Here is a 12,478-nt window from a genome sequence, read left to right as displayed (position 1 = left end):
CATGGCCCAGCAACGCGAGGTCGATGGCTATGATCTGATCGGGGATGTTCACGGCTGCGGTCGGAGCCTGGTCAGGCTGCTCGAGAAGCTCGGTTATCGGGCGGAAGACGGTGTATTTCGTCATCCCCGCCGCCAGGTGATCTTTCTGGGGGATCTGATCGATCGTGGCCCCGACATCCGGCTTGCCGTTTCCATCGCCAAGGGGATGGTCGACGCTGGCGAGGCGCACATCGTGATGGGCAACCATGAGTACAACGCCCTGGCCTACTGCCACCAGGCGCCCAGCGATAGCGAACGCGACTGGCTGCGCGAGCATACGCCGCGCAACCACCGCATCATCGAGCGGACGCTGGAACAGTTTCACGCCTTTCCGATGGAGTGGGAAACCTGTCTTGCCTGGTTCATGACGCTGCCGCTGTGTCTCGACCTGGAAGGGCTGCGGGTGGTTCACGCTTGCTGGGACGAGCCCTTGGTCGACGCTTTTCTCGCACGCCGCCCCGATGCCCGTATCGACCGCGCTTTTCTGACCGAGTCGACGTCCCCCGGCAGTTTTGCCCATGGGGTCATGGATCGGCTGACCCGCGGCACGCAGATGCCACTGCCACCCGGGGTCGAGATTCGGTCTCGCGATGGCTTCACGCGGCGCTCGTTTCGAGCGCATTTCTGGTGCCGAAACCCGCACACCTATGGCGATGTGGTGTTTCAACCCGACAATCTGCCGCCGGCGCTCGAAGATAGGCCGCTGAGCGCTGCCGAGCGTGAGCGGCTGGCTTTCTATCCGGAATCGGCGCCGCCGCTGTTCGTCGGTCATTACTGGTGCCAGGGCGTGCCGGCGCTGCCGCGGGCCAACATCGCCTGCCTCGATTACAGCGCGGTGAAGCACGGCCGGTTGGTGGCTTACCGTTGGGAAGGGGAACAGCGGCTCGATGCCAATCGTTTCGTCTGGGTCGATGTATCGAAGGAGGGCATTCGGGACTGACGTCTTCGCGATTCTGAGTTTTGCATTTTTTTACACGGCTGCAGGTTTTTGATTCGAGGATACTTTTGGGAAAAACCCGGTCGAGAGCGAGAAAGAATCGGAATTTTTTCGAGCCTTCCGGGAACTACCGCCACCCGAGGTCCTCAAAGTCAGTGTTCCCTTGAATGATCCCTTGCTCTTATCCGGCGGCCTACCGCCGGATTTTTCTTTGTCGGCTCTGTAGAATGGCCGCTCGGATTCGTTTTGGTATGGATGCCTGTCGGCATCGATGCTCGCGTTCGTGGTCAAACGTCACGAGCGTTTCCGGAGTCGATGTTTCGCTATTCTCTCGGCAAGTGAGTCGGATCTCTTTCATGTACAAACTTCTCGAGCTGCCCGGTGACCTGGATACGCGTTCGTTGCGGCAGGCGCTATGGGCACACCATATCGGGCATCGTTTTACCCAGCAGGAAAATCAGCAGGTATTGTGGCTGGCCGATCCCGAGCAGCGCGATGAGGCCGCCCGGCTGATCGAACTCTGGCATCGCGGCGAGCTGGACGCGTCAGCGACCCGTGCCGCGCCTCGGCGTCGGCCCAGCGTCACCGGGCAGGCGTTCGGACAGGCGCCGTTTGCCGCCGGCCTGATTGCCGTCTGCGTGGCGATTTTTCTCGCCATGACATTCGCCGGCGACGCCATCGTCCGTGCGCTTGTCATCGTTCCGCTGGACGTGGTGGGTCAGCGAATCGTGCCGGGCGATCTGGTCACCGATACCTTGGCCGGTGGACAGGTATGGCGGCTGTTCACGCCAGCGCTTTTGCACTTCGGCTGGATGCATCTGATCTTCAACATGCTGTGGGTGTGGTATTTCGGCCGCCAGGTCGAGTCGGTCCAGGGCTGGCGTCGGCTCGGCGTTATCGTTCTGGTCGCGGCACTGTTTTCCAACCTCGCGCAATATTTCACCGGCACCGTGCTGTTCGGGGGCATGTCAGGGGTCGACTATGCGCTGCTGGGTTACGTGTGGCTGATATCTCGCCGCCGGCCGGGCAGCGGATTTTTCGTGCCGCAGATGTTGATGGTCTTCATGCTGGGCTGGATGGTCTTCACCATGACGGGGCTGGGAGATGCCGTCGGCTTTGGCAATGTCGCCAACGAGGCCCATCTGGGCGGGTTGCTGGTCGGGCTGGTGATGGGTTGGTTCGCCAGCCGCAACGCTTCCGGCGGCGCTGGCCACGAGATTTCAGGAGAGAGCTCTTCAGGAGACAATCAGTGAGCGAGATGAATTTCGACCGCATGGTCGCGCAGATGACGGTAGAGATGTACGAGAACTTCAAGCAGGCCATCCAGCTGCGGAAATGGCCCGATGGACGCCGCTTGAGCCCCGAGCAGACCGAGCTCTGCCTGGAAGCGGTGATCAAGTACGAAATGATCCATGACGTGCCTGCGGATCAGCGCGTGGGATACCTGGAGCGCAACGAGTGTGCTTCCGGCAGCCATTCGTCGGCCGAGGAAGCCGCGGTCAAATGGATCAACTGATTCTGGGTCGGCCCGATTCACGACACGAGGGCCAGGCCGCCAGCGGCCAGCTGCGAAAGCTCGATATTCGGCTGCCGACGGAGACTGGCCGAGCCGACTATCATCTGCGCACCGGCGAACAGCGGGTGGCGATCAACGGCTGGGTGGGGCAGCGTATTCGCTTGCATTCCAGCGGCCAGATTCACTGCGTCGAGTGCGGGCGAGCCACGCGCAAGAGCTTCGGTCAGGGCCATTGTTATCCCTGTTTTACCTCGCTGGCGCATTGCGATCTGTGCATGATGCGCCCGGAGACCTGTCACTATTTCCAGGGCACCTGTCGCGACCCGGCCTGGGGCGAACGTCACTGTTTCCGCCCCCACACCGTCTACTTGGCCAATGCTTCGGGCCTCAAGGTCGGCATTACGCGGGGTACCAACATGCCGACGCGCTGGCTGGATCAGGGCGCGATCCAGGCGTTGCCGATTCTCGATGTCGATACGCGCCAGCAGTCGGGCATGGTGGAAACGCTGTTCAAGTCGCATGTCTCCGATCGCACCAACTGGCGAGCGATGCTCAAGGGCGAGGTCGAACCGCTCGATCTGCTGGCCGAGCGCGATCGCCTGCTGACCGAGCTTGCGCCGGGGCTCGTAGCCTTGCGCCGGCGTTTCGGTGAAGAGGCGATCCAGACGGTCGACGACGTCGCGCCGCTGGCGATCGACTATCCCGTTCTCGAATGGCCGCGCAAGATCGTGTCATTGAATTTCGACAAGACACCGTCGATCGAGGGCACCTTGCTGGGCCTCAAGGGGCAGTACATGATTCTCGATACCGGCGTCATCAACCTGCGCAAATTCGCCGGCTACCAAGTGTCCGCGAGCGCGGAAGCGGCCTGAGCTGGAGCGCTTCGAGCTGAATGCCCCGGGCTGCCATAGCCCGGGGTGAACTAGCCCCGGGTGATCTAGCCCGGGGTGATCTAGCCCGAGCCGGCAGGCCCGTCAGCGCGGTTTGTGCTCGAGCTGACGCTCCATGCGTTTCAGGAATACCGCCATGACCTGCTCGTAGAGCGTGTCCTTCAGTACGAGATCCTCCACGCCGGCATCCAGGTTGGGGTTGTCGTTGACCTCGATGACCACCACGCGGTCGCCGATCTGCTTGAGATCGACACCGTAAAGACCGTTGCCGATCAGCTTGGTCGCCCGCAGCGCCGCCTTGACCACCGGTGGCGGTACTTCGGAAAGATCGTGGGTGGTGAATCCGCCGCTGCGGGTCTTGCCGCTGGAGTGGTCGTAGATCTGCCAGTGGCCACGCGCCATGTAATAGCGACTGGCGAACAGCATCTGGCCGTCCAGCACCCCGATGCGCCAGTCGAAATCGGTGGGCAGCCACTCCTGTAGCAGCAGCAGGGCGGACGACTCGAACAGCTTGGGCGCCTCGGCGACCAGCTCCTCCCGCGAGCGAATCTTGACCACGCCCTTGGAAAAGGCGCCGTCCGGCACTTTCAGTACCAGCGGGTACTCCAGGTGTGCGAGTTTTTCGTCGAGCCGTTTCATGTCGCCGCGATACAGCAGTTGGCCCCGAGGCGCGGGGATCTTGTGGGTGCCCAGCAGCTCGTGGAGGAAAATCTTGTTGGTGCAGCGCAGGATCGACTGCGGATCGTCGATCACGACCAGGCCTTCATGCTCGGCCTTCTTGGCCATGCGATAGGTGTGGTGATCCAGCCGGGTCGTCTCGCGGATGAACAGAGCATCGAATTCGGCCAGCCGGCCAGCGTCGCGGTGGGTGATCAGGCTGACATCGATACCCAGGCGTCGTCCGGCACGAATGAAGCGCTTGATCGCGCCTCGGTTGCTGGGCGGCAAGGCCTCCTGCGGATCGATCAGTATCGCCAGATCGAAGCGATAACGACGCCGCGCTCGCGGTGTTCGCCAGACCCGGGTGGAGTGACGGTTCAACGCCGTCGCGAACCGATCTTCCTCCTCGGGCTGCAACGCCGTCAGCGCCAGAGGCTTGAGACGCGTCAGGCGCCAGACGCTTTGGCGCTTCTCGAAACGGGCCTCCAGCAGTGGATGAGGCAGGCGCTCGAACAGGCGGCGCGCCAGGCGTTGCAGCTCAGGCGCGAGGCATTCGCCGAAGAAGACGCGCAGCGTGAAGGTGTCTCCCGCGAGTACGCCGCGCTTGTCCAGCTCCATCAGCAACGGGTCGATCGCTGCCAGTTGCATGTCGATCAGCGCCTTGCGTGACAACTGGTTGAGCGTTTCGACGCTGGGTAGAACACGTTGATCGCGGGCCTGCGCCAGCAGCGAGACGTAATAGCCGGTTTCCAGATAGTCGAGGTTGGCGCACAGATTGATGACGTGAGTGGCATCATCGGTCGCGGCCGAACCCGCCAGGGCCAGAAAGTCGTCGGCGACGGTCAGGTCCTCGGAAGGGTAATAGGGTTGCCAGTCGGTGAGGCGGTCAACGACGATACGCAGGCGAGACATGAATGGGTGACTCCTTTTTCGACGTTGCCCGAGAGTATTCGGCGTTGATACGAAAATGCAGCCGGAACTGCAAGGGAAAACAGCTTGCAGTGATGCGAAGTCGACGACAAGCCGTTGCCGGCATGAAATAATTTCGGCTCGATTGGTCAGCGCCGTCGAGACAGCATGCCGGGACGGCATGACGAAAGCGCAAGTCAAAAAAAGCACGTCGAGAGAGTTCGTCGAATGAATGCCGCCGAAGGGCCGCCCGCCACCGAAATCCCAGATGAGAGTGCACGCCTGCGCCGCACGCTTCGCCCAGGCCTGCCCGCCGATTGCGACGCTCTGTATCAATTGGAAGAGCGCTGCTTTGACGACGACCGTTTCAGCCGCCGCCAACTCGCGCATCTGTTGACCCGTGCCAACGCCGTCAATCTGCTGGCAGTCAGCGACGATCAGCGCGTCGTTGGCTACGGCACGCTGCTGTTTCGGCGCAACAGCGTGACGGCCAGGCTTTACTCTTTCTGCGTCGACCCCGTCGCTCGCGGTACCGGGCTCGGTCGGGAGCTGCTCCAGGCGCTCGAAGATGCCGCGCGCGAGCGGGGCAGCCAACGCCTCTTGCTGGAGGTCCGTGCCGACAATCGCGTGGCGATGGGGCTCTACCGGCGAATGGGATTCAACGCGCGCCGCTGGCTGGACGACTACTATGCCGACGGCTGCGCCGCCTGGCAGATGGACAAGCGACTCGAGTCGGCCGAAATACCGGCTGCGGCGCTTGAAGACTGACTTCGGCCGCACACAGGCCCTTTTTCAAGGAGGATTGACATGCCATCTTTCGACATCGTTTCCGAATTCGATCGTCACGAAGCGACCAATGCCGTCGATCAGGCGAATCGGGAGATTCAGACCCGTTTCGACTTTCGCGGCGTCGATGCCAGCTTTGCGCTGGAAGGCGAGGCCGTCTCGCTCGAGGCGGACGCCGAGTTCCAGCTGCAACAGATGATCGATGTGCTGCGCAACAAGCTGATCGCGCGAGGCATCGACCCGCGCTGCATGGAAATCGAGGATGCCCAGACTTCCGGCGTCAAGGCGCGCCAGCAGGTCAAGCTCAAGCAGGGGCTCGAGCAGCCGGACGCCAAGGCGATCGTCAAGCTGTTGAAAGATTCGAAACTCAAGGTGCAGCCCGCGATCCAGGGTGACAAGGTCCGCGTCAGCGGCAAGAAGCGCGACGACCTGCAACAGGCCATCGCGCTGCTCAAGGGAGAGGATGGCCCGGACCTTCCGCTGCAATACGATAACTTTCGTGACTGAGTTTCCAGCCCCTCGGGCCCGCTCTCGACTGGCGGGCCCGTTTTTCCATCCTTGTCTTTCTTCGCCTCCTTGTCGCCTCGCCTTCTATTTTGCGCTTTCCATGCTGTCCTTTGTTCTCGTCGTCGTACCCGAGTCGAAGTCGCTCGTCGATCTCCGATGATCGGTAGCGTCAGACTTTAGTCTTGAAATCAGACTCGGCGGCAAACGATCCGACTCTGCGGATAAACTCCGTATCGATCGGCAATGCATCGAAATCGTCCGCGATCATAGACTCCTCGGCACAGCTTCACGCCCATCGAGGAGTCGTCGATGAATTCAGCAACACTGCTTCATCATCAGCAGCCGCACTCCTACGTCGGCAAGCGCCAGCCGCGCGTCGAGGACGAGGCGTTGTTGCGAGGATTAGGGCGCTACGCTGACGATCTCGCCGTCCCGCCGGGAACACTGCATGCGGCGGTCGTTCGGTCGCCCCATGCGCACGCCAGAATCCAGCGGGTCGTGATAGAGGCTGCCTTGCAGATACCGGGCGTGCGAGGTGTGCTGACTGGAGAAGACGTCAAGCGCTGGGCGGCACCGTTTCCCGTGGGAGTCCGTCAACCCATGGAGCACTGGTGTCTGGCGGTCGATAAGGTTCGCTACGTCGGTGAACCAGTGGCGGTGATCATCGCCGAGGACCGTTATCTGGCCGAGGACGCGCTGGATGCCGTCGAGATCGAATACGACGTTCTTGGTGTCTCCATCGATCCCGAAATGGCCACTAACGATGACGCCAGCGTACTGCACGAGGCCGTCGGCAGTAACGTCGTCAATGATCGTTATTTCAATTATGGCGATGCGGATACCGCTTTCGAGCAGGCAGCGCACAGACTTTCCCTCAAGGTGCGCTACCCCCGTAGTGCCTGCACGCCGATCGAGTGCTACGTCGTTCTGGGTCAGTACGATCCCGCGGAGGGTGGCTACGACGTCATGGCCAATTTCCAGGGGCCCTACGCGATTCATTCGGTGATGGCGCGTGCCCTGCAAGTGCCCGCCAATCGTCTGCGACTGCGCACGCCGCCGGATTCCGGCGGCAGCTTCGGGATCAAGCAGGGCGTCTTTCCTTATGTCGTGATGATGGGGCTGGCGGCACGCAAGGTCGGGGCGCCGGTAAAATGGGTCGAGGATCGGCTCGAGCATTTGCAGGGCGCATCGTCGGCCACCAACCGAGTCACCACGATTGAAGCGGCCTTTGCGAGCGACGGGCGTGTCTCGGCCTTGCGTTTCGATCAGCTCGATGATTGCGGCGCCTATCTACGGGCCCCGGAGCCTGCCACCACCTATCGAATGCACGGCAATCTCACTGGCGCTTACGACATTCATCACCTTCAGGTTCGCAACCGTATCGTCATGACCAACAAGATGCCGACCGGCCTCAATCGTGGGTTCGGCGGGCCTCAGGTCTACTTTGCACTGGAGCGACTGATGCAGCGTATTGCCGTGACGCTGGATCTTGACCCGCTCGATGTGATTCGTCGCAACTTGGTGCCCACCGAGGCTTTTCCCTATCGCTGCGCCGCCGGGGCGCTACTGGATTCCGGTGATTATCGACGCGGTATCGAACTTGGTGTCGAGCAGGGCGGCCTCGAAGAGTTGCGCCAGCGTCGGGAGTCTGCCCGTCGCGAAGGTCGCCATTACGGAATCGGCTATACGGTGGCCGTGGAGCCGTCGATCTCCAACATGGGTTACATCACCATGGCGCAGATGCCGGAGGAGCGTCGTCGTGCCGGGCCCAAGAACGGCGCGGTGAGTACCGCCACCATCAGTGTCGACCCGCTGGGTAGCGTCAGCGTCCACGTCTCTTCCACGCCCCAAGGTCAGGGGCATCGAACCGTCGCGGCCCAGGTGGTCGCCGACGTGTTGGGAATTTCCCTCGAAAGCATCCGTGTCGATGTAGAGCTCGATACCGGCAAGGATGCCTGGTCGATCGCCTCGGGCAACTATTCCAGTCGTTTTGCCGGTGCGGTGGCTGGCGCCGTCCATAACGCGGCGCTCAAGATTCGGGCGCGTCTGGACGCCATCGCCGCGCAACAGTGGCAGGTGTCGGTCGAGGACATCCGCTTCGGTGAAGGGCGAATCTATACCGCCGACGGTGTCCACGCCACGTCATTTCAGCGTCTCGCCGGCGCGACTCACTGGGCGCCGGGAACGCTGCCTGAAGGTGAAACGGGCGGGTTGCGCGAAACCGCCTTCTGGACGCCGGCCGAACTGACGGCGCCCGATGACGACGAGCGTATCAACAGCTCGCTCTGCTACGGCTTCATTTTCGATTATTGCGGCGTGGAGCTCGATTCGCTTACCGGTCGCGTGACGATCGACCGCTACGTCACGCTGCATGACGCCGGACGCATGCTCAATCCGCAGCTGGTGGACGGGCAGGTGCGCGGCGCTTTCGCTCAGGCGGTAGGTGCCGCGCTCTACGAGGCCTTCCATTACAACGAGGATGGCAGCTTTGCCTCGGGCACGCTGGCCGATTACCTGATCCCCACGACCGTTGAAGTGCCGGATCCGACCATTCTGCACATGGAAACGCCCTCCCCATTCACGCCGCTTGGGGCGAAAGGCGTCGGTGAAGGCAACAACATGAGTACGCCGGTGTGCATTGCCAACGCGGTAGCAGATGCGCTGGGTGACGCGGTCGAACCGGGGGCCATCGAGCTGCCGTTGACGCCATCGAAAGTCCGCATGCTGATGGGGATCGAGGAACCGCCAAGGCCGGAAGGTGTGGCTGAAGAGAGCGCGCAGGCGTCGACGGGTGGAGGTTCCAAGCTGAGCGCCAGTGACAGTGTCGAAATTCCCGCGTCGCCGCAGCACGTTTTCGAAAGCATTCTCGACCCCGACACGCTGAAAGCCATGATTCCGGGCTGCCATTCTCTGGAACTGACCGGCGACAACACTTATCGCGCCGACGTCACCGTCGGTGTCGGCATGATCCGGGCCCGCTTCGACGCCCGGGTCGAATTGACCGAACTCGAGCCACCGCACTCGCTGCGTCTCTCCGGCGCCGGCAAGAGCGGGATGGGCGATGCCGCTGGGGCGGCAAAAATTCGATTCAGCGAAATCGAAGGCGGCAAGACCCGCCTGGACTACGACTACGAGGTGACGGTGGGCGGCAAGATCGCTTCGGTAGGCGGACGCATGCTCTCCAGCGCCTCGAAGATGCTCATCGGTCAGATCTTCTCGCGGCTCTCGCAACGGTTGAGTGGCAGCACGAGCAAAGGATCGCTATGGCAACGATTGCGCGCTCTGACCGGTAAGCGCGGAGGTGACCAATGAAACCAGCTGCCTTCGATTACTACCGACCCACGACCCGTCGCGAGGCCATCGAGCAACTGGTCGAACGCGGGGAAGATGCTCGAATCATCGCCGGCGGCCAATCGCTGATGGCCGTACTCAACATGCGCCTGAGTCAGCCCCGGGTGCTGATCGACATCAGTGCCGTCGACGAGCTGCGTTATATCGAGCGACGCGACGGTTATCTTGCGGTAGGTGCTGCCACCACCCAGGCCGAACTGGCGGAGTACGCCGTACTCGCTGACGAAGTGCCGCTGCTGGAACAGATGCTGCCCTGGATCGGCCATTTCCAGACCCGCAATCGCGGCACCGTCTGCGGATCCATTGCGCATGCCGATCCCAGTGCCGAGCTGCCGCTATGCCTCGCCACGCTGGGCGGTGAAGTGGTGCTGGAGACGAAGCGTGGTAAACCGCGTCGCGTGACCGGGGATGACTTCTTTCAGGGGGTCTTGACCACTGCTCGACGTCCCCACGAATTGATCACCGAAGTGCGCTTTCCGCTCAGCAAGGCAGGGCACCGCTATCGCTTCCAGGAGGTCGCCATGCGCCATGGTGATTTCGCCATCGTCGCCTTGGCTGTCGACATCGGCGAAACCGAATACCGCCTCGGCGTGGGCGGCGTTGCTGACCGGCCCGTGGTGCGACGCATTCCCCGCGACGTCGACCTCGACGACGCCCTCAACACGCTGGCCTGGTCTCTCGAGGCGCAGGACGACATTCACGCCTCTGCCACTTACCGCCGTCACTTGGTACGAGAAATGGGACGGCGACTGATGACCGAAGAGATCGTCCAGGAGGAGACCACCGATGTACGTCCGGCTCGATGAACGCTATCGCGTCACGCTAACGCTCAATGGTCGCGAGCGCAGTGCCTATGCCGAACCGCGCACGCAGCTGTGCGACTTCCTGCGGCACTCGCTCGGCGCTACCGGGACACACGTCGGGTGTGAGCATGGCGTATGTGGCGCCTGCACCGTGATGGTCGACGGACGCGCCACACGATCGTGCCTGATGCTCGCCGTACAAGTCGAAGGCCGTCGTGTGGAAACGATCGAGTCGTTGGCAAAAGAGGGCGAGCTCAACGATCTGCAGCACGCGTTTCGGGGACATCACGCTCTGCAATGTGGATTCTGCACGGCGGGGATACTGATGTCCTGCCATGAATTTCTGGGCCGCGTGATGGACCCGAGCGAAGCCGAGGTGCGCGACATGCTGTCGGGTCATCTCTGCCGCTGTACCGGTTACACCGGCATCGTCCAGGCCGTGCTGGCAGTGGCCCGGGCCAGACAGAACAACCGACAGGAGACACCCTAATGTTCGACCTTGGCCGCAGTTTTCTCGCAACGGTAGAACGACGTCCGCGGTCGATAGCGATCACGGATGGCGAGTTCCGGCGCAGCTATGCCGAATGGCTCGAGGATATCCAGAGCGTGGCACGCGGGCTGGAAGCATTGGGGCTGGGCCGTGGAGACCATCTGATCGTGGTAATGCAAAACCGTTGGCAGATGGCAACGCTGCATTGGGCCTGTCAGTTTGCCGGCATTATCGTCACCCCGATCAACTGGCGCTCGACGGACAGGGACGTGCGCTACTGTCTGGAAGACGCCGAGGCCCGTGGCGTCGCGTTCGATGCCGCAGGCGCCGAGGCAGTTCTGGCCTGCGAGGAAGCCTACGCCATTTCTCGTATCGCGGTGGGCGGCTGCGGCGACGACGCGGCGGTGGCATTCGAGTCGCTGCTCGGCGGGCAGGGCGAGACGCTGTGTCGCGCTCGACCCGAAGATATCTCGCTGATGCTCTATACCTCGGGCACGAGCGGAAGGCCCAAGGGCGTACCGCGAACGCATCAAGCGGAGCGCGCTGCGGCGATGGCGCACGTGGCCCAGAATCTTTATCGCCACGACGAACGCACGCTAGGCGTCATGCCCCTCTATCACACCATGGGGGTACGTTCGCTGTTGTCGATGGCGCTGATCGATGGCGCCTTCGTCTGCGTGCCGCGCTTCGACCCGGAAGCCACATTGGAAGCGATCGAGCGCGATCGGGTGACCAACCTCTATCTCGTTCCCACGCTCTATCACATGCTGATCGAGCATCCGACCTTCCGTGCCGAGCGTGTGGCCAGCGTCGACAAGATCGGTTTCGCCGGGGCGGCGATGAGCGCCGGACTGATGGCCCGCGTCGAAGCTGCCTTTGAGCCGAGTCTGTTCGTCAATCACTACGGCTGCTCCGAGATATACACGTTCACCATCGATCAACGAGCCAACCGCAAGCCGGGCTCCTCCGGTCGCGCCTCGCTCAATCAACGCATCCGGGTGGTGCCGGTCGATGCGGCATCCCCCGACGAAGTCCTGCCGGCGGGACAAGAGGGTGAAATCATCGCCGATCTGGCCGGAGACGAGGCTTTTTCAGGATATTGGCGGCGCCCCGAAGCCGACCAGAAGTCGCTCCGCGATGGATGGTACTTCACCAGCGACATGGGCTATCTGGACGAGGACGGCGATCTTTTCGTCACCGGCCGTGTCGACGACCTGATCATCACCGGCGGCGAGAACGTCAGCCCCGCCGAGATCGAGAACGTGCTCTCGCTGCATCCGCAGGTCGAGGAAGTGGTGGTCGCCGGGCTGCCCGACGAGCAGTGGGGCCAAATCGTCACGGCGTTCGTCAAGGTGCGTGGCGCGGTGGACGAAAACGCTCTGAGCGAGCACTGCAACGAAGCTGGCCTCACACGCTTCAAACGCCCGCGCCGCTACATCTTCGTCGAAGACATTCCCAAATCCGCCGTTGGCAAGGTCCTGCGTCGCGTGCTCCTCGATGACCGCGCCGACTCCCTGGCCACCGACTAACTGCCGGTTCGCGTCCGATTCACGTTCGATCCGATCCACGACCCGCTCACGATTCAACCCA

The 12,478-nt window shown here is 62.3% G+C and carries 11 protein-coding genes; 10 read left to right on the top strand and 1 reads right to left on the bottom strand.

Annotation, left to right across the window (positions count from 1 at the left end):
* The first annotated feature begins 1 nt into the window (after position 1).
* From DOM58_RS16585 to DOM58_RS16570, 4 genes are all read left to right on the top strand, one after another.
* Positions 2-979: a metallophosphoesterase gene (locus tag DOM58_RS16585; RefSeq protein WP_110693800.1), complete on the top strand. Its 978-nt coding sequence runs from the start codon at positions 2-4 to the stop codon at positions 977-979.
* Between the two features lie 353 nt (positions 980-1,332).
* Positions 1,333-2,229, top strand: a complete 897-nt coding sequence (locus tag DOM58_RS16580) for a rhomboid family intramembrane serine protease (RefSeq protein ID WP_110693799.1) — start codon at positions 1,333-1,335, stop codon at positions 2,227-2,229.
* A complete protein-coding gene (locus DOM58_RS16575; protein WP_075561641.1) occupies positions 2,226-2,492 on the top strand; it encodes a YeaC family protein in 267 nt (88 codons plus the stop codon). The genes DOM58_RS16580 and DOM58_RS16575 overlap by 4 nt, the downstream gene beginning before the upstream one ends.
* Positions 2,480-3,364, top strand: a complete 885-nt coding sequence (locus DOM58_RS16570; protein ID WP_110693798.1) for a DUF2797 domain-containing protein — start codon at positions 2,480-2,482, stop codon at positions 3,362-3,364. The genes DOM58_RS16575 and DOM58_RS16570 overlap by 13 nt, the downstream gene beginning before the upstream one ends.
* Positions 3,365-3,466: 102 nt before the next feature.
* Here the strand turns inward: DOM58_RS16570 and DOM58_RS16565 are convergent, their stop codons facing one another.
* The gene (locus DOM58_RS16565; protein WP_110693797.1) at positions 3,467-4,954 is read right to left on the bottom strand and encodes a RimK family protein; all 1,488 of its coding nucleotides are present in this window, start codon (positions 4,952-4,954) and stop codon (positions 3,467-3,469) included.
* Positions 4,955-5,179: 225 nt separating this feature from the next.
* On the opposite strand from DOM58_RS16565, the gene DOM58_RS16560 reads away from it, so the two are divergent.
* The 6 genes from DOM58_RS16560 to DOM58_RS16535 all read left to right on the top strand — a co-directional run bounded on the left by DOM58_RS16560 (position 5,180) and on the right by DOM58_RS16535 (position 12,417).
* The gene (locus DOM58_RS16560) at positions 5,180-5,719 is read left to right on the top strand and encodes a GNAT family N-acetyltransferase (RefSeq protein WP_083627714.1); all 540 of its coding nucleotides are present in this window, start codon (positions 5,180-5,182) and stop codon (positions 5,717-5,719) included.
* Positions 5,720-5,758: 39 nt separating this feature from the next.
* Positions 5,759-6,244, top strand: coding sequence for a YajQ family cyclic di-GMP-binding protein (locus DOM58_RS16555; protein WP_110693796.1), 486 nt, complete (start codon positions 5,759-5,761; stop codon positions 6,242-6,244).
* A gap of 309 nt (positions 6,245-6,553) precedes the next feature.
* Positions 6,554-9,556, top strand: coding sequence for a xanthine dehydrogenase family protein molybdopterin-binding subunit (locus DOM58_RS16550; RefSeq protein ID WP_110693795.1), 3,003 nt, complete (start codon positions 6,554-6,556; stop codon positions 9,554-9,556).
* On the top strand, positions 9,553-10,401 hold the full coding sequence (locus DOM58_RS16545) for an FAD binding domain-containing protein (RefSeq protein WP_110693794.1): 849 nt from the start codon (positions 9,553-9,555) through the stop codon (positions 10,399-10,401). The genes DOM58_RS16550 and DOM58_RS16545 overlap by 4 nt, the downstream gene beginning before the upstream one ends.
* Positions 10,382-10,888, top strand: coding sequence for a (2Fe-2S)-binding protein (locus DOM58_RS16540; RefSeq protein WP_110693793.1), 507 nt, complete (start codon positions 10,382-10,384; stop codon positions 10,886-10,888). The genes DOM58_RS16545 and DOM58_RS16540 overlap by 20 nt, the downstream gene beginning before the upstream one ends.
* Positions 10,888-12,417, top strand: coding sequence for an AMP-binding protein (locus tag DOM58_RS16535; RefSeq protein ID WP_075561648.1), 1,530 nt, complete (start codon positions 10,888-10,890; stop codon positions 12,415-12,417). Before DOM58_RS16540 ends, DOM58_RS16535 begins: the two co-directional genes overlap by 1 nt.
* The last annotated feature ends 61 nt before the right edge of the window (positions 12,418-12,478 follow it).

The organism is Salinicola halophyticus (genome assembly GCF_003206695.1).
GTDB lineage: Bacteria > Pseudomonadota > Gammaproteobacteria > Pseudomonadales > Halomonadaceae > Salinicola > Salinicola halophyticus.
The sequence above is the reverse complement of the archived record's forward strand: the minus strand, read 5'-3'. Positions and strand labels throughout refer to the sequence as shown.

Bases quoted from the DNA above. Each gene is read 5' to 3' on its own strand.
- DOM58_RS16585 (WP_110693800.1), top strand. From the start codon at position 2: ATGGCCCAGCAACGCGAGGTCGATGGCTATGATCTGATCGGGGATGTT.
- DOM58_RS16580 (WP_110693799.1), top strand. From the start codon at position 1,333: ATGTACAAACTTCTCGAGCTGCCCGGTGACCTGGATACGCGTTCGTTG.
- DOM58_RS16570 (WP_110693798.1), top strand. From the start codon at position 2,480: ATGGATCAACTGATTCTGGGTCGGCCCGATTCACGACACGAGGGCCAG.
- DOM58_RS16565 (WP_110693797.1), bottom strand. From the start codon at position 4,954: ATGTCTCGCCTGCGTATCGTCGTTGACCGCCTCACCGACTGGCAACCC.
- DOM58_RS16560 (WP_083627714.1), top strand. From the start codon at position 5,180: ATGAATGCCGCCGAAGGGCCGCCCGCCACCGAAATCCCAGATGAGAGT.
- DOM58_RS16555 (WP_110693796.1), top strand. From the start codon at position 5,759: ATGCCATCTTTCGACATCGTTTCCGAATTCGATCGTCACGAAGCGACC.
- DOM58_RS16550 (WP_110693795.1), top strand. From the start codon at position 6,554: ATGAATTCAGCAACACTGCTTCATCATCAGCAGCCGCACTCCTACGTC.
- DOM58_RS16545 (WP_110693794.1), top strand. From the start codon at position 9,553: ATGAAACCAGCTGCCTTCGATTACTACCGACCCACGACCCGTCGCGAG.
- DOM58_RS16540 (WP_110693793.1), top strand. From the start codon at position 10,382: ATGTACGTCCGGCTCGATGAACGCTATCGCGTCACGCTAACGCTCAAT.
- DOM58_RS16535 (WP_075561648.1), top strand. From the start codon at position 10,888: ATGTTCGACCTTGGCCGCAGTTTTCTCGCAACGGTAGAACGACGTCCG.